The sequence below is a fragment of the Rhizobium sp. AG207R genome (assembly GCF_027109195.1).
In the GTDB taxonomy this organism is placed as follows: Bacteria; Pseudomonadota; Alphaproteobacteria; order Rhizobiales; family Rhizobiaceae; genus Rhizobium; species Rhizobium dioscoreae.
In genome coordinates this window covers 499521-523078 of the sequence record NZ_JAEPVT010000004.1, presented here as the reverse complement: position 1 = coordinate 523078, position 23558 = coordinate 499521, and the positions used below count along the sequence as shown (strand labels likewise).

General features: G+C 59.3%; 21 protein-coding genes. 12 read left to right on the top strand and 9 right to left on the bottom strand.

Annotated elements, in window-relative coordinates; all coding sequences use genetic code 11:
• Positions 1–232: 232 nt before the first annotated feature.
• The gene (locus tag JJQ51_RS12400; RefSeq protein ID WP_113329566.1) at positions 233–1432 is read right to left on the bottom strand and encodes an MFS transporter; all 1200 of its coding nucleotides are present in this window, start codon (positions 1430–1432) and stop codon (positions 233–235) included.
• Between the two features lie 464 nt (positions 1433–1896).
• Between JJQ51_RS12400 and JJQ51_RS12395 the strand changes: the two genes are divergently transcribed.
• From JJQ51_RS12395 to JJQ51_RS12370, 6 genes are all read left to right on the top strand, one after another.
• Positions 1897–3456 (top strand): DUF4070 domain-containing protein, encoded by a 1560-nt coding sequence (locus JJQ51_RS12395; protein WP_269244775.1) that lies wholly within the window; start codon positions 1897–1899, stop codon positions 3454–3456.
• 453 nt (positions 3457–3909) lie between these two features.
• Positions 3910–4152, top strand: coding sequence for a DUF1127 domain-containing protein (locus JJQ51_RS12390; protein WP_269244774.1), 243 nt, complete (start codon positions 3910–3912; stop codon positions 4150–4152).
• Between the two features lie 357 nt (positions 4153–4509).
• Entirely contained in the window at positions 4510–5184 is a 675-nt protein-coding gene (locus JJQ51_RS12385; RefSeq protein WP_162748753.1) for a response regulator transcription factor, read from the top strand.
• Positions 5181–6536: a sensor histidine kinase gene (locus tag JJQ51_RS12380; RefSeq protein WP_269244773.1), complete on the top strand. Its 1356-nt coding sequence runs from the start codon at positions 5181–5183 to the stop codon at positions 6534–6536. Before JJQ51_RS12385 ends, JJQ51_RS12380 begins: the two co-directional genes overlap by 4 nt.
• Before the next feature lie 96 nt (positions 6537–6632).
• Entirely contained in the window at positions 6633–7223 is a 591-nt protein-coding gene (locus tag JJQ51_RS12375) for a class I SAM-dependent methyltransferase (protein WP_112723326.1), read from the top strand.
• 14 nt (positions 7224–7237) lie between these two features.
• Positions 7238–7840 (top strand): DedA family protein, encoded by a 603-nt coding sequence (locus JJQ51_RS12370; RefSeq protein WP_233788591.1) that lies wholly within the window; start codon positions 7238–7240, stop codon positions 7838–7840.
• Between the two features lie 23 nt (positions 7841–7863).
• Here JJQ51_RS12370 and JJQ51_RS12365 read toward each other — a convergent pair whose 3' ends face one another.
• Positions 7864–8895, bottom strand: a complete 1032-nt coding sequence (locus tag JJQ51_RS12365) for a class I SAM-dependent methyltransferase (RefSeq protein ID WP_113329572.1) — start codon at positions 8893–8895, stop codon at positions 7864–7866.
• A 253-nt stretch (positions 8896–9148) separates the two neighbouring features.
• On the opposite strand from JJQ51_RS12365, the gene JJQ51_RS12360 reads away from it, so the two are divergent.
• A complete protein-coding gene (locus JJQ51_RS12360) occupies positions 9149–11092 on the top strand; it encodes a putative bifunctional diguanylate cyclase/phosphodiesterase (protein WP_246661121.1) in 1944 nt (647 codons plus the stop codon).
• 34 nt (positions 11093–11126) lie between these two features.
• Positions 11127–11513 (top strand): ester cyclase, encoded by a 387-nt coding sequence (locus tag JJQ51_RS12355; RefSeq protein ID WP_269244772.1) that lies wholly within the window; start codon positions 11127–11129, stop codon positions 11511–11513.
• Here JJQ51_RS12355 and JJQ51_RS12350 read toward each other — a convergent pair.
• The 5 genes from JJQ51_RS12350 to JJQ51_RS12330 form a co-directional block, all read right to left on the bottom strand.
• Positions 11510–12712 carry an MFS transporter gene (locus JJQ51_RS12350; protein ID WP_269244771.1) on the bottom strand — a complete coding sequence of 401 codons (1203 nt, stop codon included), beginning with the start codon at positions 12710–12712 and terminating at the stop codon, positions 11510–11512. The two genes, JJQ51_RS12355 and JJQ51_RS12350, sit on opposite strands and share 4 nt — an antisense overlap.
• A gap of 122 nt (positions 12713–12834) precedes the next feature.
• Positions 12835–15162, bottom strand: coding sequence for a cation:proton antiporter domain-containing protein (locus JJQ51_RS12345; RefSeq protein ID WP_269244770.1), 2328 nt, complete (start codon positions 15160–15162; stop codon positions 12835–12837).
• Positions 15163–15317: 155 nt separating this feature from the next.
• A complete protein-coding gene (gene pcaF, locus JJQ51_RS12340) occupies positions 15318–16523 on the bottom strand; it encodes a 3-oxoadipyl-CoA thiolase (protein WP_269244769.1) in 1206 nt (401 codons plus the stop codon).
• 114 nt (positions 16524–16637) lie between these two features.
• Positions 16638–17327, bottom strand: a complete 690-nt coding sequence (locus JJQ51_RS12335; protein WP_269244768.1) for a CoA transferase subunit B — start codon at positions 17325–17327, stop codon at positions 16638–16640.
• On the bottom strand, positions 17324–18031 hold the full coding sequence (locus JJQ51_RS12330) for a 3-oxoacid CoA-transferase subunit A (protein WP_269244767.1): 708 nt from the start codon (positions 18029–18031) through the stop codon (positions 17324–17326). The genes JJQ51_RS12335 and JJQ51_RS12330 overlap by 4 nt, the downstream gene beginning before the upstream one ends.
• Before the next feature lie 153 nt (positions 18032–18184).
• Between JJQ51_RS12330 and JJQ51_RS12325 the strand changes: the two genes are divergently transcribed.
• Complete coding sequence (locus tag JJQ51_RS12325) at positions 18185–18940, top strand: IclR family transcriptional regulator (protein WP_269244766.1); 756 nt, start codon at positions 18185–18187, stop codon at positions 18938–18940.
• 201 nt (positions 18941–19141) lie between these two features.
• Here JJQ51_RS12325 and JJQ51_RS12320 read toward each other — a convergent pair whose 3' ends face one another.
• A complete protein-coding gene (locus JJQ51_RS12320) occupies positions 19142–20029 on the bottom strand; it encodes a helix-turn-helix domain-containing protein (RefSeq protein WP_269244765.1) in 888 nt (295 codons plus the stop codon).
• Between the two features lie 115 nt (positions 20030–20144).
• Here JJQ51_RS12320 and pobA point away from each other — a divergent pair, with 115 nt between their 5' ends.
• Entirely contained in the window at positions 20145–21317 is a 1173-nt protein-coding gene (pobA, locus tag JJQ51_RS12315) for a 4-hydroxybenzoate 3-monooxygenase (RefSeq protein WP_269244764.1), read from the top strand.
• A gap of 7 nt (positions 21318–21324) precedes the next feature.
• On the opposite strand, the gene pcaQ is transcribed toward pobA, so the two are convergent.
• Positions 21325–22251, bottom strand: coding sequence for a pca operon transcription factor PcaQ (gene pcaQ / locus JJQ51_RS12310; protein ID WP_269244763.1), 927 nt, complete (start codon positions 22249–22251; stop codon positions 21325–21327).
• A 94-nt stretch (positions 22252–22345) separates the two neighbouring features.
• Between pcaQ and pcaD the strand changes: the two genes are divergently transcribed.
• Both pcaD and pcaC read left to right on the top strand, forming a co-directional pair.
• Positions 22346–23152 carry a 3-oxoadipate enol-lactonase gene (gene pcaD, locus JJQ51_RS12305; protein WP_269244762.1) on the top strand — a complete coding sequence of 269 codons (807 nt, stop codon included), beginning with the start codon at positions 22346–22348 and terminating at the stop codon, positions 23150–23152.
• Complete coding sequence (gene pcaC / locus JJQ51_RS12300; protein WP_113350645.1) at positions 23152–23556, top strand: 4-carboxymuconolactone decarboxylase; 405 nt, start codon at positions 23152–23154, stop codon at positions 23554–23556. The genes pcaD and pcaC overlap by 1 nt, the downstream gene beginning before the upstream one ends.
• The last annotated feature ends 2 nt before the right edge of the window (positions 23557–23558 follow it).

Sequence of the window (23558 nt, the reverse complement as noted above, 5' to 3'; positions counted from 1 at the left end):
CACTCACCTCCTGCAGGCTGCGCTGGCCGCCGCTGTAAAACTCCACAACACTCTGCTTGAACGACGTGCTGTATTTCGACATGAAAAACCCCGAAAGTTGGTTGTCCAACTTTCGGGGGTCAGTTCAATGACGCCAAGGGCTTTTTGCCGGGGAAAGCGCTGCCGGGCGCGGTAAAATATGAGGCACCCGGCAGGATTTGCAGAAGCGGACTCAGGCCGCTTCCGGCCTGTCTTATGCCGCCTGCAGTTGCAGGCGGCGCATGGGCGGAAAGGCAAGCGCGATGGCGGCAGCCCCCAATCCCACAAGGGACGAACCGATGAAGAGCCAGGAATAATTGGCGAAGGTATCGAAGATCCAGCCGCCGATCAAAGGCCCGGCGGCCATGCCGATGCTCGAGAGCATCGATGCTGCGCCAAAGACGGTACCGATGACGCGCGGCCCAAAATATTCGCGCGCGAGCACGGCATAAAGCGGCATGACACCGCCATAGGCGCTGCCGAAGATGACCGCCAAAGCATAGAACTCGCCGAGTTCACTGACCATCAGATAGGTAGCAAGTGCCGCCGCCTGCACGAGAAGGCCCGCAACCAGCACCGGTTTCACGCCGAGCTTGTCCGCCAGCGTCCCGTAAAGAAGACGGCCGCCAAGACCCGCAAGGCCCTCGACGCTATAGATGCTGACGGCTGCCATTGGCCCCACACCACAGATGGTGGCGTAACTGACCATGTGGAAGATCGGCCCGGAGTGGGCTGCACAGCAGGCAAAGAAGGTCGCGCCGAGTACGAGGAATTGCGGCGAGCGGAAGATCCGGCCAAGGGGCAGGCTCTGCTCTTCCCTCTGCCCGCCCGAAGCGGTGGCTTCGGCAAGAACAGGTGCCCGCCGCACCAGCAGTGCCGCCGGTATCAGTAGAACCCAGGCCATGATGCCGATGATGAGCATGGCGAAACGCCAATCGTAAGCGGAAATCAGGTAACGGGCGAAGGGCGATACCGTCATAGGTGCAACGCCCATGCCGGCCGAGACCAGTGACACCGCAAGACCTCTGCCCTCGTCGAACCAGGCGGTCGTCGCCGCGATCATCGGCGCGAAGAAGGCGCTGGCGGCAAGGCCGACGAGAATACCGTAGGTCAGCTGGAATTGCAGAAGCGAGCCCGCCCGGCTTGCCAGAACAAGCGCCAGCCCAAGCAGCAACGCTCCGATCACCACCACGATGCGGATGCCGAAACGATCGCTTGCGGCACCCCAGGCAAAGGCGCCGAGGCCCATGGTCAGGAAATTCAGCGTCATGGCGGCAGCGATGCCGGCATGCGACCAGCCTGTATCGGCGGCAATTGGTACCTGAAAGATCGCCAAGGAAAACATCGCGCCGAGCGCAACACAGGTCATCAGCGCGCCGGCACCGACAATCACCCAACGATAGGACGAACTCATTTTGCAGCTCCCTTCATCCGGTTCGGCTCAGGCGCGAAAGATCCGATAATATCCTTTCGCGCCATGTCTGGAATAAAGACGATTGCGTCGGGACGATTTCGACATTGCCGCCGGAAAAATTTTTATCGGCGGTGCGGGAACACGTCGAATCGGCCTGGATGAGAGGCGTTCTCGGCAACCGAAGTGGTAGAAGCTTACCCTCCCCTTGAGGGGCCTCGAAGGGAGGTGTTGTTTCGCACCCAGTGCGCCCCGCTAGAAAAATGTCCTCCTGCGGGGTGATGGCCTGGACGTCCAGCCGCCAGCATCCGGAATTTAATCTTGAGCTCATATAGGGCTGCTAAGACAGCCGCCTCGATGCTGGAAGACCCTGCTTCGCGGCTGTAAGGCCAGCGCATGCAGCTGCAAATGACATACAGGCTCAAAGCAATACCGAACCAGATTCATATCATGGAGCGGACCATTCAATGGCTCATATCGTCATCATCAATCCGCGTTTCGAAACCTCTTATTGGGGGATGGAGCACGCTCTGCCGCTGTTCGACGTGAAGGCCAACCTTCCGGTGGCCTGCCTGCCTTTGCTGGCGGCGCTGACGCCGGCCGAACATACCGTCACCCTGGTGGACGAGAATATCGAGCCGATAGACTACGGCCTTTGCGAGAAGGCCGATATCGTTGCGCTGACAGGCATGATCGTCCAGCGCTTCCGCATGACGGAAATCCTGACCGAGCTCAAACGGCGCAACTGTTTCACCGTCGTCGGCGGACCTTGGGTTACGGTCAAGGAGGATTATTTCGGCAATCTCGTCGATGTCTCCTTCATTGGCGAGGCGGAAGAGACATGGCCCAAATTCCTGGCTGAATGGCAGGAGGGTCATCATGCGCGGCGTTATGAACAGGCTGACAAGACGGATATGAGCAAGGTGCCCGTGCCGCGTTTTGATCTCCTGAAGATGGACGAATATGCTGTCGGCAGCATCCAGTTTTCGCGCGGCTGTCCCTTCACCTGCGATTTTTGCGATATCATCGTCGTTTTCGGCCGCAAGCCGCGCATCAAGACCAGTACGCAGATCATCGCCGAGATGGAGGCCCTGCTCGCCTCCGGGATGGATACGGCTTTCATCGTCGACGACAATCTGATCGGCAACAAGAAGGCGATCAAGGAGGTCCTGCGGGATGTCGTTGCCTGGCAGGAGCGCCATCATTACCCGATGACGTTCCTGACGGAGGCATCGATCGATCTGGCTGACGATGCTGAATTGATGCAGCTGATGGTCGATGCCAATATCCGCGTCGTCTTCATCGGCATCGAAACTCCGAACGAGGAGGCGCTGCGCGAAACCAAGAAGCTGCAGAACCTGCGCAAGGGCGGGACGATGCTGGACAAAATCCACACGATCCAGCAGACCGGTATGGAAGTCTGGTGCGGCATGATCCTGGGCTTCGATAGTGACGATGCGACCATTTTCGATGCGCAGCGGGTATTCATCAGGGATGCGCGCATCGTCAACGCCATGATTGGCATGCTGGCGGCGATTCCGAAGACGCCGCTTTATACGCGCCTCGCCAAGGAAGGCCGCCTCGACCACGACGATCCGCCCGCCTATGGCACCAATGTCATACCGCTCAATCTCTCGCGCGAAACCCTGCGGGATGGATATCTTTCGGTTCTAAGCGATCTGCACGAGCCGGCCGCCTATTTCGATCGGCTGGATGCGCTTTACATCGACGCGCGTATCGAACCGGAAAGTACTCGCTTACGCCACCTGCGCCGCCATCCACTGCGCCTGCTGACACTCAATGCGACATGGGCATTCGAAGCTGTCGGGATTTTCCTCCGGTTGATGCGCCGAGTTAAGGAGGCTGATTTGCGCGCCACTTACCGCGCGCGGCTTTTCAATCTCCTGCGGCATCGGCGCTCTCCCGTCGTCCTGCAAATCTATGCCATCAAATGCGCCATGCATTATCACGCCCATATCATGGTGCAGCAGATGCGCACCGGCGGCGGTATCGTCAATTCATTCTAGCGAAGTGTTTTGAACACAGTAAGTTTGGTGACTATCGTGCTGCCTTGAGACAATCTCCCGGCAGGCGATTCGATACCGTCGTCACTGTTGCTTCGATGCAACATTTCATGCCTGATATCTGCAATTCGAAATTGTGGGGTTGCTGATTTCCAGATCTCGCGTATGATCACGTTCATCCGCAAATCGAACAAGGAGGCGTGACATGCATAATTCACATATGTTTACCTACGTCTCCGGCGGAATGATGTCGACGGCCTTGGTGTGCATTACACCAACTGCGCGGCGACTTTATAATTAAAGCTAAAAAAGCTTTATCTGCCGCCGCTTAGGCGTTTTCCCAATAAACCTATATGACTTGCCGAGGGTGTGATTTGGTGTGTCGTTGACGCATCGACTCCTGAAGCCGGTCAAGCTTCAAGAGGACCTGGTCGCGTGACTGCGCCAGGAAAAATAATGACTCATTCACAATTTATAGTTGCCGATAGTTTGACGGCGACGGTCGATGAACTGTACCAAAAATTCGGTGCGTGGAGGACTGCACGCGCCCTGCTGTTTGTTGTCTGGAAACGGCGGCAGACTTATGAGCAGGTATATGGATTATCGAATTATCAGCTTCGGGATATCGGTCTTCCCGAGCGTGAGGAAGGGCTGGATTATCGCAGCTTGCTGGCGTTGCATGTGAGCCGCCTTAAATGAGGTGGGTTTGATGCAGATGGGCACTTTACGGCTCGTCCTTCTTGACCTCTGCTGGTTCGAGAATGGCGGTGCGGCTGCGAAATCACGACGGACGGGAAACCATTTGTATGGTGGGTTCACCGCTCCGTTCGCTGTAGCCTACCTATCAGCCGCCGCGCGGCGGATATCGCAGGGGGAGGCGATGCCTTCCCCTGTGACCTGACTGGCGTCGAAAGCCGAAACTGGCCGATATCTTTCCTACCGACAGCGTATCGGTCTGAATTCTCCAGTGAATGATGAAGTGTCGCCTGGAGAGGGTCGCAATCTTCCCGCAATCCGCTTATGCAATGCAATCCTTACATTTTTGGGGACGGTTCATTGCGGATATTGTTGCTTGAAGACGAGCCGGAAATGGCTGCGGCGCTGAGCGCTGCGTTGCAGGCTCGCGATGCCGTCGTCGATCACGTCTCGATCCTGGCCGATGCCGAAGAGGCTGCGATCAATCTCCCTTATGATGTCATTCTCCTCGATCGGCAGGTTCCGGATGGCGATGGCTTGTCGATCATTCCGAAGCTGCGCGCGGCCGGCATCGATACGCCCGTTATCGTGTTGACGGCACGCGGCGATCTCGACGACCGTATTGGCGGCCTTGATACCGGCGCCGACGATTATCTCGTCAAGCCTTTTGCCATGGAGGAGCTTCTGGCGCGACTGCGCGCCATCCTGAGGCGCCCCGGCGAACTGCGGAGCGAGGTGATGAATTTCGGCAGGCTATCTTATGACTTCGGCTGTCATGACATCCTGATCGAGGGTGAACGGCTCGAATTGCCACGCCGGGAAGTTCTGGTCTTTGAGGCGCTTGCGCGTAGGCTTGGTCGCACGGTATCGCGCCACGCTCTGGAGGAGGCTGTCTACGGGTTCAGCGAAGATATCCAGTCAAACACCCTGGATGCGCATATCTCCCGTCTTCGCCGCAAGCTTGCCTCGGTGGAGTCCGGGCTGGAGATTCATCCTGTTCGCGGCATTGGCTATCTGATGAGACTGAAATCATGAGCGGAGGCCAGCCTTCCTTGCGATGGCGTCTCGTATTGCGCCTATCATTCCTGCAAGCGATCTTCCTGTCGCTGCTTGCGGTGCTCATCGTGGCTGCTCTTTGGGCGACCGGCAGTTTCATCTCTCTTCAGCCGGAAGATGAGACCATCGATGCCATCTCCCGGTCCCTTGGGCGCGATCAGAATGGTGCCCTTATGCTGAAGGAGACGGCAGCGCTTTTGGCGCGGCGTGGGGATCTGCCGGGTCTCTGGTTCGTCGTTCGCGATCGCAGCGGCGCCACGATCAAGGACGGAAACGTACCCGCGGCCTATGCCGCGATCGGCGCTGCGCTCGACGGTGTCGGACAAGCCCGTTTCGGCGGCAATCTCGGCGGCAGCACCGTACCTGCCGCCCGGTTGCAATGGGTCTCGTCTCCGGCAGGCGAGGTCCAGGTTCTGACGGGTATGGACGGCAGCGTGTCGACGATCCGTGTCCTTGGCGCGGTGGGCATTGTCTTCTTCAGCGCTCTTCTGCCGCTGCTCATCGTAACGGCGGTCGCAACGGTGATTGCCGCGCCACTCGTGATTCGCCGCGCTTTTTCTTCGCTTGATTCCGCCGTTGCCCGCGCCGGGCAGATCGATATCAATCGCCAGGGAATGCGGCTACCGATCGATGATGTTCCGCGCGAGATCCTGCCGCTTGTCGAAGCCGTCAATGACGCGCTGAGCCGGCTGGACGACGGCTATGAGCGGCAGAAGCGTCTGTTTTCCCATCTTGCGCATGAGTGGCGGACGCCGGTCGCGATCCTGCAGGCACGTCTCGATGGTCTGCCGGCAGGCCCTTTGAAGGAGCGGCTGTTTGAGGATACGGTGCGCCTTGCGACGCTTGCCGAGCAGTTCCTCGATCTTCAGCGCCTCAATCATCGCTTCGAGCCAACTTCAGTTGATCTCGTACAGGTCGCCGAACACGTCGTTTCGGAGCTGGCACCGCTTGCAATCGCTGCCAATTACGAACCTTGTTTCATCAAGGACGAGGAGGTTGTGGAGGTTCTCGGTGATCGCATGGCCATCGAGCGGGCCGTCACCAACCTCGTGCAGAATGCGATCCAGCATGGCGGCCGCCGCGGCAGGATCACCGTCCATGTCGGCCGTGCCACCGGCATTACCGTAAGCGACGAAGGAAACGGTGTCCCGCAGGAGGAGCGGGACCGCATCTTCGAACCGTTTCACCGCCTCCAGGGACGCAGCAAAGGTTTCGGCCTCGGGCTGAACCTCGTTCAGGAGATTGCGAGGCTCCATGGCGGAAAGGTTTGCGTCATCGACGGACCGACGGGTGGTGCGTCTTTCAGATTGAGCTTTCCGATGGCCGGATAGCCTATCGGCTCCCGATGCAATGTTCTCGCAATCGGCTCCTTCTAGGAAAAGCCTGCTGCACAGGCGAATCTCTTGAGCCCCTACTGGCGGGAACATATGTCAAACACATCACTATTCTTGCGAACTCTGCTGACCAATCCGCGCATGGTGGGAGCGATCGCCCCCTCCGGCCCGGTCCTAGCCAATCTGATTACAAGCGAAATTGGTCCTTCGGCGGGACCGATCCTCGAGCTCGGTCCGGGCACGGGAGTATTCACACGAGCCCTACTCGCACGCGGCATATGCGAAAGCGATATTACGCTGATTGAATCCGCTGATAGTTTTGCCAGTCTGCTGCGACAGCGGTTTCCTGATGCCCGCGTCATCTGCGCCGATGCTGCGCGGCTTGATGCCTATGACTTGCCTGAAGGAGAGCTGTTCGGCTGTGCGATCAGCGGGTTGCCGCTACTTAACATGTCGCCGAAGACGGTCATTGCCATTCTTGCTGCGGTATCAGCGAGGCTGCGTGAGGGCGGGGCACTCTATCAGTTCACCTATGGCCTGCGCTGTCCGATACCGCATCGCCTGCTCGACCGGTATGGCTTCAAGGCAACGCTGCAGGGCCAGGTGCTGCGCAACTTTCCGCCTGCTAGGGTCTATAAGATCGTCCGGCGCAGGCCGATAAAATCTCCGGCTGCCGCCACATGAGTGACTCCTCCTATATGTTGGATGTTCTGCCCGATCTGGCGGCGTGGGGACTGTTCGGCCTTGCATTGTGTTCCGCGATCGAGAAGCTTGTCCCCATCCTACCGTCGATCGCCCTATTCTTGATGCTGGGCATGCTGGGTGTCGCCAACCCGGTTGATCTGCCTGCAGTGATCGCCGTTACCGCCGCCGGTTCAACGGCAGGCTCGCTGTTCTGGTATGGAATAGGCCGTTGGCTGGGACCTGCGCGTGGCGACCTCTTCGTGCTGAGGATGACCCGGCGTCTGGATATCAAAGAAGAGTGGTATCTGCGCCTGAAACGCAATTATCATGGTCATGCCATACGGGCCACGCTCTTCGGTCAGCTTGTGCCTATCGTTCGCGCCTATATGGCATTGCCAGCAGGTGTGCTTGCCATCCCGGCGCCAGGCTTTGCCATCGCGACATTCTGCGGCGCGTTGATTTGGAATACGCCGTTTCTGGTATCGGGTTATTTGTTGCGTCAACAAATATTGGCGCCAGATGCAGCAGCACCTGCCGCCGTCGCAGCAATCATCTTGGTCAATCTTCTGCTGCTTGCGCTGCTGCGATTTTACCGGCCAAGCCGCAGCGCGGCTTAGCCGGTCATCACGCTTGCCGTCGGCTATACGGTCAGAACGGCGTATATGACGCCACCGTTTTCGCCGCGTGTAAGGGAAACATCGGCGATCGGGTGTTTGACCTTGTCGATGATCGACTGGACATCCTCGTCCGTTCGCCAGATCAGCGGCCAGTTCATGAAGGTTTCCATGTAGCCTTCGACGCCGATATCCTTGGCGAAGTTTGCGAGCAGGAACTTGCCGCCGGGCTTCAGCATCTGCAGGCAGCGTTCCGTCAGACGCACGGCTACGCTTTCGGCCAGATAATCGTAAAGGCCGGCTGCATAGATGAAGTCGAACGTGCCGAGCTTCTGCGCGCGTCCCAAAATGGTGCGAACGGAGCCGTTGATCGCTTCTATGCAGGTGCCATGGAAGGTCGAACTCACCGCCCCGACACTGACCGGGTCCTGATCAAGCGCGACCCAGCGCTTGAGCCTGCCGCTTTGCAGAGCCTTTGAGAGCTCCGCTTCGCGAAGATGGCCGGCCGCGATTGCCAGGACTTCGGCGCCATCCGTCGCCTCCGCCACTGCATCGACGTGGGCTGCCAGGATCTCGCGCCTTTCTCGCACGGCGACGGCGGATGGTGCGCGCCGGGTGAAATCGTAAACTTCTGCGCCCAGCGCCGAAGCTTCCGCCACCTGTGCGGCAACGGCCGGATGTTCATAGATGAAATCCAGCAGATAGGCATCGCCGCTGTAGCCACGCGGCTTTTCGAAGGACCATCGTGTCAGAGGGTCCTGCAACAGGTAGGACGACACGGGATGTCCCTGCGCCACCGAGGCGAGATGTGCCCAGGTCAGGGGTGTCGTCTTGTTTTTCAGCGCCTGCAGACGCTCCGTCAAGGCTTGCATGGTGCCTGGAACGGGCGCGTTTGCTTCGAACGCCTGCTGCGTGAGGGAGAGAATGAGGGCGAGTTCGGCCTCGCCCTCCTTTATTTGGTCGGTTGCAATGTTGTTACCGGACGATCTCGTATGTTCCGAGATGGACTGGGAGGTAACGAGGCTGAAGCCATCAAGAGCGGTTTGAAATTGTTTCAATTTTAAATCATTCCGTGAACACTACGCAAACCATATCTCATATAAAAATTGAGCGCTATGGTTTTGTTAATGTCGCTGCGGCAACGCTGTCGTTATCAAACGGATCAAATTAGCCGCCGTGGTGAAGCGAGCGATTTGTTCATTCGAGCGACGCAAAGGTAACGCGGTGGACATGAGGTCTCGGCTAACTCGGGTGATGATGAGCATGCGTCGATTGTCGGGAAACAGCGATCTTGGTCAGAGCGAGGCTCGCATGACTAACCGCCCCGATGAGCTGCGCGGGCTCTACAAAGCCTATAGCAACGATGCGCGGCGCGTCTTGGCTCGCAGCGGTCTGTGGCTTGCCGTGCCCGTTTATATCCTCTTCCTGGTCACGGATCTGGTCTTCATTCCCGACGTCTCGCACGTGACGATCCCTGCGCGGTTTCTGATCGGGGGTTTTTCGCTTTTGATCCTGGAAATGCAGTTTTCGCGGCAACGCCGTGCCGGCGAGCTTGAGGCGACATGTGCTGCGGCCGTCGTTCTCGGATATGTCGTGTGGCTGCTGCCGGCATTGCAGACGGCCAATGCCGAGGCATTCTCCTATTATGCCGCCTTCGGCGCCATCTTCATGATGGGCGTTAACCTGTTCTTCAGCCTTGAGTTCGGCCTGGCACTGATGTCATCAGGGCTGATCTTCGCCTTTTTCCTGCTGTCGCTGACGGAATTTCATTATAGCGCCGCCTACTGTCTGGCCTTCACCACCTTCTATCTCTGCTGCTTCGTGTTCACCTCCTATGTGAACTGGAAACTGAACAAGGAGCGTTTCAACGTCTTTCTCAATGCCAGGGAAGCGGAGCTGCAGCAGCGCCAGGCGACGGAACGCGGCGAGGCGCTTCTGCGGCTTTCGATTACGGATTCCCTGACCGGGATGGAGAACAGAAGAGCCGCGGATATAAGGCTGAAACAATTTTGGGATCGCTGGCGCGAGAAGGGCGCAGCATTCGCCATCCTGCTGGTCGATGTCGACTTCTTTAAGAAGTATAATGATTATTACGGCCATCAGGAGGGGGATCACTGCCTTGTGACGGTTGCCAATGCGCTGTCGAACATCGTTGCTCCACTCGGGGCAACGGTCGGACGTTACGGCGGCGAGGAATTCATCGTTATCCTCGATCTGGAGAGCAGTTCGGATGCGCTGGCTCTGGCGGATGCCATTTGTCAGGGGATAGAGGCTCTCGATATCGTCCATGCACAACGTCTGGACGGCTTCCGGCATGTCACGGTAAGTGTTGGAGCGACCATTACGAGAGACGTCGCCGGCGCGAAGCTGGAGAACGTGATCAACGAGGCAGACCGTGCTCTGTATTCGGCAAAGGCGAGCGGCCGCAATTGCGCACGGATCTTCGATCCGAACGAGCTGCCGGGCGGCGATGCGAGCGAGAATATCGCGGCCATTTTGAAGATCGCCATCCAGCAGAACCTCGTCTCGCTGGTCTATCAGCCGATCCAATATCTCCAGACTGGAGAAATCGGTGCCTATGAAGCTCTGATGCGCCTGCAGTTGCTCGACGGATCGAATGCTTCTCCGGCCGTCTTTATCCCGATAGCGGAACGCACCGGCGCCATCATGGAACTCGGCTATTGGGCGATCAGAAGGGCCTGCTGTGATTTGCTTACCCGCGACATTGTCGACACGGTCAGCATAAACGTCTCCCCGATCCAGCTTCGGGCTCCGGGTTTCGCCGCGCAGGTGGCCGCTATTCTGGCGGAAACGGGCGTTTCGGGTCACAGGGTGGCGTTCGAGATCACCGAGGGCGTCGATATGGAGATACGCCCCGATGTCCTCGACAGCATTCAGGATCTGAAGAAGCTCGGCATCAAATTCTGGCTGGATGATTTCGGCACAGGTTTTGCCGGATTGTCATGGCTGCGGCTGATGGAGTTCGAAACCGTCAAGATCGATAAATCCTTCCTGCATGACGCGGCAAGCAACGACGGTGCGAAGATCCTTCTCGAGGACATCATCGGTCTGGTGCGCAATCGCGGCCATCGCATCTTGGTTGAGGGCGTGGAGGACGAGGAGCAGCTCAATCTCGTCAAATCCTTTGGCATCGATGCCGTTCAGGGATACCATATCGGCCGTCCGGCACCGGCGCTCAAGCATCCGATTACGATGATGCATACCAGTCGCCGCCGTCTGCAGGCATCGGCCTGAAGCGCGGGCCGCCTCCAGGGCGTGGGTGATGAGAATGGCAAGCGTCGATCTGTCCGAGATCTACCGAGGCTATATTGCCTGTCTGAACAAGCAGGATTGGTCGAATCTGGGTAAATTCGTCCATGAAGACGTGCATTACAATGACGCCTACATTGGACTATCAGGCTATTGGCAAATGCTCGAAGGCGATTTTCGCGCCATTCCCGATCTTCATTTCGATATCACTCTACTGATCTGCGAACCGCCACGCGTCGCAAGCCGCCTGCAATTTGATTGTAGGCCGACGGGAATGCTGTTCGGTATGGCGGTGAATGGCAGAAGGGTGCAGTTTGCCGAGAATGTCTTCTATGAGTTTCTGGATGGGCGGATCCGGAACGTCTGGTCTGTCATCGACAAGGCTGCAATCGCAGCTCAGCTCTAGGACTTCTTCCCGAGGCGCAACGCGATAAAGCCTGCTGCGAATGCCGCGAGGCCGGTTGCGATAATCGGGCCTGAATAGCTGCCGGTATGGTCGAAAATAAAGCCTGCTGCAGTTGGCCCGATCAGGGCTGCCACACCCACGGCCGAATAGAGATACCCGATAACTGCACCAATCTGGCGCGTGCCGAACAGATCGGCGGCGACAGCCGGATAAAGGCCGACGCACCCGCCATAGCTCATGCCGAAGATCAATGCGAACAAGATCAGCTGGATCATGCCTGATGCCGACGCCCATATGGCAAAGGAGGCCGCGACTGCAAGGGTGAGCGATGCCAGCAGTTGCCGGCGGCCGAAGCGATCTCCCAGGCCTGCCAGAAAGAAGCGGCCGATGACGCTGCCGACACCGATAACGCTGACAAGGGCGGTTCCGTCCTGAATGGAAAGCCCCATGTCGCGGGCGGCGGCGACGATATGAACATAGGGGATGAAGGTGCACAGAGAGGACAGGAGCAGCACGATATAGAAAAGCCAGAACCGTCCGTCGCGCCATATAGCGGGGAGCTTGGGATTGCCGGCGTGCGCCGGGAACGAGATCGTACCGTCACGGCGCTTGCGGACAAGCAGAGCCGCCGGTATGCCAAAAACGGCGAAGATGCAGGCAAGCGCAAGGAAACACCCTCGCCAGCCGATGAAGGGAAGAGCCTGGCCGATGGCGAAGGGCAGGATCAAGGTCCCAAGCCCAATCCCCGCCGTCGCGACGCCCGACGCCTGGCTTCGTTTGTGGATGAACCAGGATTGCACCGCTCCGATCGCCGGAACGTATGACAGGCCGATCCCAAATCCGACGCCGAAGCCATACCAGATGTAAAGTGCGGTCAAGGATCCGGCACGACTGGCGGCGATATAGCCAATGATCATTGCTCCCAGTCCCAGAAGAACAAGGCTGCGCGACGACCATCTGTCGGCGAGAGGCCCGGCAATCGCGCCGAGCGAGTAGAAGAGAAATGCGGAAATGGAAAAGACGAGGGCGACCTCGCCGCGCGACGCATTGAACTCCGCAGCAAGCCCCGGCAAAGTGGCGGAGAAGGAGTAGGCGGCTCCGAACGTCACGGTCGTCAGCACATGGGTGGCGGCAACGACCTTCCATCCTTCCCGCGTATCGGCTTCTTCATGGTCGCGCGAAAGGATAAGGTCGGACATATCGGGCTCTGCAAAAGATCGTGCTGCCGGTCAATATGCTTCACGGGGCTACGTTCGAGAAATGAATAGTGCTGATGGCGCCTATTGCTTCTCTTGATTCATCCCACCGTTGACGGACAGGGCTATTCGCGAATTGCCTGCGAGGCGGCCAGGTCGGTTTCAATGAAGACGCATGATCTGTCTGCCGTTTGCAGCAGTGTGTCTGCCACGCTGCCATAGGAGAGGCTGCCACTGGCTCGCTTGCTCACGCCGAGCACGATCAGATTATATTTGCCGCTTCGGGCGTGCCGCAGGATCGAGAGCTCCGGTGACGGTCCTTGCTGAACCACCTTCTCGATCTCGACGCCATAGTAATCCGCGATCGCGCCGACCTTGTTGAGAACGTCCCATTGGTCATTGCCTCGGTCGCTGATGCGCGGAATGGCTCTGACCTGTCGCGGTTCAACGATCCGCAGCAGGGCGCAATGGGCTCCCGCCGCCTTCGCAATCGCAAGCCCGAATTCGGCTGCCCGGACGGAGCGTTCGGTGCCGCTGACCGGCAGCAGGATTCTCAAGTCCTGGGGACGTTCGGGGAGCATACCGCGTGCTGTTACGATAGCTGACGTTCCCTGGAAGGCAGAGGTCATGATTTGCAGGGCCGTGCTGAAGCGCCCGTCTTCGCCCATGGTCGGTTCGATGCCCATGAAGAGGAGATCGTGGCCGGCACCCGAGACATCTTCGAGCATGGTTTCCAGCGTGTCGTTCTTCTCCCGGACCGTAACATGGATATCGCTTTCGCTGGCCATATCCTGCTTCGGGGAAGCCGACGCCAGTAAATCGGTCGCGCATTGTCTCAAATCGTCAGCGACGGCTCGACCTTGCGGCGCTGCGACTGTCGTCGCTCTGTCATTTGGATCGTGTATTGCGTCGCTTGGTTCCCTGATATCCAGGACGGTGACAGGCATCTTGCGCGTCACGGCGAAGAAGGCGGCGATCCACGTGGCGAGGCGGCTGCTTTGCGAGCCATCCACGGTCAGCAGGATGCGTTCGAAATTTCCGAGGAAGCTTTCGCTTTCGAATTCTTCACGTTCGAGCCGGTCACGCTCCTCTTCGCGCAACGGCAGGCGGGCAAGCGCCCAGCGAAGCGTTGGCGGCATCGCCATCGTGGTGATGACGGCCATGGCGACGATGATGGAGAAGAGTTTTTCGTCCAATACGCCGACGGACAGGCCTATGGTCGCGACGATGACTTCCGTCGATCCCCTGGCGTTCATTCCACAGCCGAGCGCCAGAGCTTCGGATGCCGAATAGCCGCCAAACTTGGCGGCGGCAAAAGCGCCTCCGAACTTGCCGATGCTCGCTATGATGACGATGGCGGCCGTCAGCAGCAAGATGGAGGGATCGGCAAGCACGGTAAGATCGGTCTGCAGGCCGGTCAGCCCGAAGAAGACTGGCATGAACAGCGCTGTCGTCAAACCGCGAAGCTGGACGTCGATCTGTCGGGTGAGGATCGGCGATTCACCGACGAGAATGCCGGCGACGAAGGCGCCGAGCACGGTATGGACGCCGATGAGATTGGTGATGATGGCCATCCCGCCCATGATCGCAACGATGGCGCTGAGCACGGGCAGATCGCTGCGAAAATTATCGTTGGTCCAGCGGATGATCTCGAACACGATCCGCCGTCCTACAGTGAAGCTCACGGCCATGAAGGCCAGTGTGCCGATGACGCTGGTCGCCAGTGTCATGAGATCGACTGTCCCTTTTTCCGCAAGACCAAAGGTTATGGCGATGATGACCCACCCAACCGTATCGTCGATAATGGCCGAAGCGACGATCAGCTGACCGATGTTCCGGCGCATGAAATCCATTTCGCGGACGACGGAGGCGACGATCTTCACGGAAGAAATGGAAAGCGCGGTACCAAGAAAAAGTGATGTGACCAGCCGCTTTTCGGGATCGGGAAGAAAGGCGTCCGGGATGAGCTCGCCGAGTGCAAAGCCGGCCGCAAAGGGAATGACGATGCCCGTCAACGAAACGCCGGCCGCCGATTTGCGCAAGCGTTTCGCAAGAGCGAGATCGGTCTCCATGCCTGCGAGCAGCAGGAGAAAGAGAATGCCGAGCTGGCCGATCGCGTCGGTCATGCTCTTTTGTGCGCCCTCCGAAGGAAAAAGGCTCGCCTGTGCATGGGGGAAGATCAAGCCGAAAAGGGAGGGGCCGAGAATGATGCCGGCAATGATCTGGCCCATGATCGATGGCTGGCCGATGCGCACCATCAATTCGCCGAGCAATCTGCCCGATACCACAAGCAGAATGATCTGGACCAGGAACAGCCCTTCCGAAGGGTGGCTGGCCTTCTGCCCCTCGGCAGCGAAGGCGGAGTGCGCAATCGACAGCGACAGGGTGATGGCAATGAGAATGATAACGGCGTTTGACGGAGATGCTTTTAAGACATTCTGGCGTGATGGCATGGACTGATCCCACTGAGCAGCAGGAAAAACGCGCCAGAACCTTTGCCGTTCCAGTTTTTATCGTTGGTTGCAGCCTTCAATGACCCGGCTCGGGTTTCGGCCGTGAGCATGGTCCGCCGCTCATGTGGCGCCGGACCATAGGCTGGCCAGAACGATCAGACCCGTTCCAGTGCGATAGCGATGCCCTGGCCGACGCCGATGCACATGGTCGACAGCGAATAGCGACCGCCGGTTTCTTTCAGTTCCAGGGCGGCGGTACCGGTGATGCGGGCACCGGACATGCCAAGCGGATGACCGAGCGCGATGGCGCCTCCGTTGCGGTTGACGCGCGTATCGTCATCGGCAATGCCGAGTTCGCGCAACACGGCAAGCCCCTGCGAAGCGAAGGCCTCGTTCAATTCGATAACGTCGAACTGTTCCTGGTGCATGTTGAGGCGAGCCATCAGCTTGCGCGAGGCGGGAACCGGGCCGATCCCCATGATGCGCGGAGGGACACCTGCGGCCGCGCCGCCGAGGACGCGGGCAATCGGCGTCAGGCCGTATTTCCTGGCAGCTGCCCCTGAAGCAATGATGAGCGCGGCAGCGCCATCGTTGACGCCGGAGGCGTTGCCGGCGGTCACCGTGCCGCCTTCCTTCTTGAAGGGCGTGCCGAGCTTGGCAAGCGCTTCCATGGTGGTTGCGCGCGGATGCTCGTCCTTGCCGACAATGACCGGATCGCCCTTGCGCTGCGGGATCGTGACCGAAGTGATTTCCTTGGCAAGCCGGCCGTTCTCCTGTGCTGCCGCAGCCTTTGCCTGCGAGCGAACGGCAAAGGCGTCCTGATCCTCGCGGCTGACCTTGTAATCTTCTGCGACGTTCTCGCCGGTTTCCGGCATGGAATCCACGCCGTATTGCTTCTTCATGACAGGGTTGATGAAGCGCCAGCCGATGGTGGTATCGTAGATCTCGGCATTGCGCGAAAAGGCGCTTTCGGCCTTGGGAATGACGAAGGGCGCGCGCGACATGCTTTCGACGCCGCCGGCGATCATCAATTCAGCCTCGCCGGCGCGGATGGCGCGGGCGGCTGCTATGACGGCATCCATGCCCGAACCGCAAAGCCGGTTGATCGTCGTGCCGGGCACTGAAATCGGCAGGCCGGCCAGCAGGCTTGCCATGCGCGCGACGTTGCGATTGTCCTCGCCCGCCTGGTTGGCGCAGCCATAGATGACATCATCGACGGCTTCCCAGTCGACAGAGCCGTTGCGTTCGATCAGCACCTTCAGTGGTATTGCACCGAGATCGTCGGCGCGGACGGAAGAAAGCGATCCGCCGAAGCGGCCGATCGGCGTGCGGATATAGTCACAGATGAAGGCTTCGGTCATGGTCTTCTCCCTACGGCATGGCGCGCAAAAGTGAGCAGCGGATTTGCGACAACGGCATGCGAAATATTATAAGCTTAAAGCATTGCGCGCGAATCTGAAAGATCGCAACGAGCTTTAGAGCGTCGGCACGATCAGGTCGGCAACCGGGCCGTCTGTATGCAGGGGCGCACCGGTCATCGCTTGCAGCTCGTTCATCGTCAGGGCAGCGAGTTTTTCGCGCACGACGAAACCTTGCTTGCCAATGTCGATGACTGCATGGCTCGTATAGATACGGGTGATGCAGCCGACACCGGTCAGCGGAAAGGTGCAGGCCTCCACCAGTTTCGGCTTGCCGTCCTTCGTCACATGTTCGGTGATGACGAAGACCTGCTTGGCGCCATGGACCAGATCCATGGCTCCGCCGACGGCTGGCACACCCTTGGAGCCGACGCGCCAATTGGCGAGATCGCCATTCTGCGCCACTTGATAGGCGCCGAGGATCGCGACATCCAGATGGCCGCCACGCACCATGGCGAAGCTATCGGCGTGGTGGAAAAAGGAGGCGCCCGGTTTCAGCGTGACGGCCTTTTTGCCGGCGTTGATCAGATCCCAATCTTCCTCGCCTTCCGCCGGCGGCTCGCCGAAATTCAGGATGCCATTTTCGGTGTGGAAGATCGCCTGGCGGCCAGGAGGCTGGTAGCGGGCGACCATTTCCGGAAAGCCAATGCCGAGGTTAACATAGGCGCCATCCTGGATATCCTGAGCTGCGCGCCAGGCGATCTGGGCGTTGGAGAGCTTGATGTCTTCGCGTGTGTCGATGGTCATACGTAGGCCACTCCGGCTCGAATGAGATTTTCTTCCTGCTGCGGATCGGCGACCTCAACAACGCCGTTGACGAAGATGCCGGGGGTTACGATGTGCTCGGGATCGAGCTCGCCGGCAGCAACGATTTTCGAGACTTGTGCGATCGTCTTGGCCGCGGCCATGCACATCAGCGGATTAAAATTGCGGCCGGCCTTGTTGTAGATGAGATTGCCCTGCACGTCGCCGACTTCAGCCTTGACGATAGCGAAGTCGGCCTTGAGCCAGCGCTCCTGAACATAGTGGCGGCCGTCGAATTCGGCGATGATCTTGCCGTTGGCGAGTTCGGTGCCATAGGCGGTTGGGGTATAAAAGGCTGGAATGCCGGCGCCGCCGGCACGGATGCGTTCGGCGAGCGTCCCCTGAGGCACCAGTTCCAGCTCGATTTCACCGGCCAGGTAACGGTCGGTGAAGGCGCGCGGATCGGACGAACGCGGGAAGGAGCAGATCATCTTCCTGACCATGCCGGCATCGATCATCGCAGCGATGCCGATACGCCCGTTGCCGGCATTGTTGTTGATGACGGTCAGGTTCTGCGGGCCTTTGTCGATCAGCGCATGAATGAGTTCGATCGGCGCACCGGAGCCGCCAAAGCCACCGATCATGACGGTCGCACCATCGCTGATCTCGGAGACGGCAGCCGCCGTGCTCGCAATTGTCTTATCCATGCGCAAACTCCCACTTGCCAATGCGGGCGGACCAAGGCGCCCCGTCCTCTTCCTTTCGAATAGATCAGCAAGGGCTGGACGGCAATTATTTTGTGCGATATTTGACATTTGTTCATATATCGCACAAAATGCCGCCAAAATCGGGGATCAGAGATGCGCGAAACGGATTTCGTCAGCGGCTTTGCCAAGGGATTGAAAGTCATCGAAGCCTTCGGCGAGACGCAGCAGCGCCTGACGATTGCCGAAGCATCGAAGCTGACCGGCCTCGATCGCGCCACCGTGCGCCGTTCGTTGCTGACGCTCTCCGAACTCGGCTATGCCACTTATGACGGCAAATTCTTCACGCTGACGCCGAAGATCCTGAGGCTCGGCCACGCCTATCTGGCCGCGACGCCGCTGCCGACGATCATCCAGCCCCATCTCGATCAGCTTGCTGAGCGCGCCGGGCAGAATGCGTCAGCCTCGGTGCTCGACGGCACGGAGGTCGTCTACATCGCCCGCGCCTCGCAGCGCCGGGTGATGTCGATCAACTTGACGCCGGGCAGCCGGCTTCCGGCCTTCTGCGCCTCAATGGGTCGCGTCCTGCTGGCCGCCTTGCCGGAAAGCCAGGCCCGTGCGGTGCTCGAGCGGAGCGACCTCAAGGCGAACACGCCGAATACAAAGACCGATCCTGAGGAACTGATGGCGGAGTTCCGCCAGGTGAGGGAGCAGGGCTATGCCGTCATCGATCAGGAACTGGAAATCGGCCTTTGCTCGATTGCCGTGCCGGTCGAAAACGATCGCGGCCAGACCGTGGCGGCGATCAATATTGGCGCTCCCGCTGCTTACGTCGCGGCTTCCGACATGGCCGAGCGCTTTCTGCCATTGCTGAAGGAAACACAGAAGGCGCTGCGGCTGGTGCTGCCGTAGTCTGTGAAGCTTACGGGGCCATCCTCGTCCTTCGAGGCTCCGCCTTCGGCTGCGCACCTCAGGATGAGGATGGAGCATGCCCGACGCTCGATATGCTTTGGAGCCTCTTTTTGGCGCGTGAGAGGATTAGCCCTCATGGTGAGGAGGCCTGTAAGGCCGTCTCGAACCACGAGGGCGGGTGATTACCCGATTGATTTCTGTTCACATTCCCAACCTCTCCCTCTCCTCAATCCGCCAGGCGCGAGGCGTTTGCCCGGTCTGCTTGACGAAGAAGCGGGAGAAATAGGCGGGGTCGGCAAAGCCGAGGCGATAGCTGATTTCCTGAACGGTCGCGAAGGTGAAGACCAGCTCGCGCTTGGCCTCATCCAGCAGCTTGCGTGTGATCAGCTCGTGCGCGCCATGCCCGGTTCTGCCACGCACGATGCGGCTGAGATGGGCCGGCGAGATGCCAAGGCTTTCCGCATAGAAGGCGGCCGGCTTGTGCGAGCGGAAGTGGCGCTGGATCAGGCCCTGCAGCATCTCCATGCGGCGCTCGCTTTCGTCGCCCGGATTGGATTCCTCATCAGCCTTTTGGGCGATGCGGGCCGTCAGCAGCAAGGCCGAAGTTAGATAGGCATCCAGCAGATCGTTGCGGCCGTTGCGGTGGCTCGCAAATTCTTCTCCCAGGCGCCTCAATGTGCTGGCGACGTAGGCTGCGTCTTCATCGTCAGGATCGAGCAAGGTCAGATGCGGATCTGCAAGCCATGTGCCCAGCCGGCTGCGATCACCCGGCGAAGCTTTGAGATGCGAGATCAGCACCGTGATGACGAAGCCGTCAATATCTCGCGAAAAGCGGAAGCCGTGATTGAGGCGCGGCGGCACCGTAATGACGGCGGGTGGCGTGATGGCATGGGGAATTCCGTCAAAGACGGCATCGCCCGATCCGGCTTGTATGTACAAGATCTGGAAAAAGCTCTCATGCCGGTGCGGGCGGATCTCCCAATGATGAAGGCTGCTGCGGGAGGGAATTGTCTCGCAATGCAGCCAGAAATCCGGCTTTCGGCCGGTATTTTCGCCATAGAGCTCATAAGTCGGCACGGTCTTCGTCATGGCACTCCTCGCTTACCATGTTCGATTTGTGCAATTTCGTGACCGAAATGTCCATTGCGGACTTACCTCGCGCCGAAGAGACTTGAGGCAAGAAATACGCATGGGAGGAGAGACGATGCGCACTCAAGTCGCCATTATCGGTTCAGGGCCGTCCGGGCTGCTGCTCGGCCAGCTACTGACGGAGGCCGGCATCGATAATGTCATTCTCGATCGTGTCGGCAAGGATTATATTCTCGGCCGCGTGCGCGCCGGCGTGCTGGAGGAAGGCACCGTCCGATTGCTGGACGAGGCTAAGGCAAGCGGACGTTTGCATGCCGAGGGCTTGCCGCATGATGGCTTTTCGCTCGCCTTCGACGGCCGCGATCATCGTATCGACCTTCATGGTCTCACCGGCGGCAAGCGGGTCGTCATCTATGGACAGACGGAGATGACCCGCGACCTGATGGCCCGCCGCGAGGAAAGCGGCGCTCCAACCATCTACAGCGCTGCCAATATCCAGCCGCACGGTTTCGATGGCGAAACGCCCTACCTGACCTATGAGAAAGACGGCGTTTCCCATCGCATTGATTGCGATTTCATTGCCGGCTGCGACGGCTTTCACGGCGTCAGCCGCAAATCGGTTCCGGAAAAGGCGATCCGCAGTTTCGAGAAGGTCTATCCCTTCGGCTGGCTTGGCGTGCTGGCGGAAGTGGCGCCTGTCAATCATGAGCTGATCTATGCCAATCATCCGCGTGGATTTGCGCTATGCTCTATGCGGTCGATGACGCGCAGCCGCTATTACATTCAGTGTCCCCTTGACGAAAAGATCGAGGACTGGAGCGACGATCGCTTCTGGGATGAGCTGCGCCGTCGACTGCCTGCCCATCATGCCGAGGCTCTGGTGACGGCGCCGTCCTTCGAAAAATCGATCGCGCCGCTACGCTCCTTCGTGGCCGAACCCATGCGTTTCGGCCGCCTCTTCCTGGTTGGCGATGCCGCCCATATCGTGCCACCGACCGGTGCCAAAGGGCTCAATCTTGCGGCGAGCGACGTGCATTACCTGTTTTCGGGTCTCGCCGAGCATTATCAGGATCGATCCAATGCCGGACTGGAGGCCTATTCCGCCCGCGCGCTTGCCCGGGTCTGGAAGGCGGTGCGCTTCTCCTGGTGGATGACGACGATGATGCATCGCTTTCCCGATACACATGATTTCGACCAGAAGATCCAGGAAGCCGAACTCGACTATCTCACCCATTCGCGTGCCGCTTCGACCGCGCTCGCCGAGAACTATGTCGGCCTGCCGTTCTAGACGAGATCTAAAGCTTCTTGGCGACCTCGCTTGCTGCCTCCCGGATCGTCTGCATCAGGATCGACAAGGGAAGGGTTGGGATGGCGTCGGTGCGCATGGTCAATCCCACCGGTCCCTTCGTCTCGCTGGTATCGATCGGCAGAAGTGCTAATAGCCCGTCCTCGACATCGCCGGCAACGACGCCAGCCGAGATGATCCAGATGGCGTCGCTTGAGCGCACGAACGCGCGGCCGAAGGAGTCGGAGACGGTTTCGATTTGGTTGGGCAGTCCGCCGGCGCCGTTGGCGATCAGAAAGCTCTCGACGAAAGGGCGGATGATCGAGCCGCGCGTCGGCATCAGGACTGTGTAGCGGCTGAGATCGGAAAACAGCGATTGCGTGCCGGACAGCAAGGGATGGCCGGCCCTGACGGCGAAAACCACCTGTTCGGAGTAGAGGTGCTCGAAGGAAAAGCCGGTCATTTTATCCGGGCTTGCCAATCGGCCGACGACGAGATCGAGGTCGCCGACGCGCAACTGCTCCAGAAGGACCGCGTTTTCGCCGGTCACGATCTTGATGCGGCTCCAGGTCTCTTCCTTGAGAAACAGATCCATTGCCCGCGGCATGATCCGCGTCGAAACCGTCGGCAATGCGCCGACGCGGATCGGCGGCGCTTCGCCGGAGCGCTCCTGCGAAACCGAGTCCAGCCCTTGTCGGAGTGCTGTCAACGCGGCACCGGCATGGCGGAGAAAGACTTCGCCATAGCGGGTGATGCGGATGCCGCGCCCGTCGCGCTCGAAGACGGCGACACCAAGCGCTTCTTCCAGCTCGCGAATGGTCTTCGTCACCGCCGGCTGGCTGATATTCAGCAGGCCAGCCGCCTTGATCACGCTTTTCTGGCGCGCAACCTCGACAAAGGTCTGCAGATGGCGGAACTTTATGCGTGCGTCGAGCATGCTCACTCATAACCCTGGAGTTATCGTAGAGCAAAGAAATATCATTTTACCTAACCAGATTATACATCCAATCTCGCACCCGAGGAGATTTCCAGTGCAGTTTGCCCGCATCAACGACGTCACGATCCATTACCAGATCATTGGCGGCCCCGCCGACAAGCCGGTTCTTGTCTTTGCCAATTCGCTCGGCACCGATTTCCGGATCTGGCGGGATGTGATCGTGCGTCTGGCCGGCGATTTCGCCATCGTGCTTTACGACAAGCGCGGCCATGGTCTCTCCGATCTCGGGCAGATGCCATATTCCATCGAAGATCACGCCACCGATCTCGCTGGCCTGCTCGATTTCCTTTCGGTCAAGAATGCCATTATCTGCGGCCTGTCGGTCGGCGGGCTGATCGCGCAGTCGCTCTATCAGCGGCGGCCGGATCTGGTGCGGGCGCTGATCCTCTGCGATACTGCCCCCAAGATCGGCACGACCGAGAGCTGGAATGCCCGCATCGCCAAGGTCGAGGCTGATGGTATCGAATCCATCGTCGATTCCATCATGGAGCGCTGGTTCACGCCCGCCTTCCGTCGTCTGGAAAACCTCGCCTATGCCGGCTATTGCAACATGCTGATCCGCCAGCCGGTTGCGGGCTATGCCGCTACCTGCGCGGCCCTTCGCGATGCCGATCTGACCGAAGCCGCGGCAAAGATCGCCGTGCCAACCATCTGCATCGTCGGCGATCAGGACGGCTCGACGCCGCCGGAGCTGGTGCTTTCGACGGCAAAGCTCATTCCGAATGCGCGTTATGAAGTTATCAAGGACGCGGGCCACATCCCCTGCGTCGAACAACCCGAGGCGTTGACCGAAGTCATCCGTGCCTTCATCGATGTCGTCCTGCGTGGAGAACAAGCCTGATGAATGATCCCACCGCGCCGTCCGAGCGTTATCTGCAGGGCATGGGAACGCGCCGCGCAGTCCTGGGCGACGAGCATGTCGATCGCGCGCAACAGGGCGTGACAGAGTTTGACAAGCCTTTCCAGGAGCTGATCACCGAAGCGGCCTGGGGGCACGTCTGGTCGCGCCCGACGCTCAGCCGTCGCGAGCGCTCCATCGTGACGATCGCGCTTCTGGCGGCACTCGGCCAGGATGACGAGGTGGCAATGCATGTGCGCGCCACGCGCAACACCGGCGCGACGCGCGACGATATCTGCGAGGCGCTTCTGCATGTGGCGATCTATGCCGGCGTGCCGGCGGCAAACCACGCGATCAAGATCGCCAAGCAGGTTTTCGAACAGATGGACGCCGAACAGGCGGCATGAAG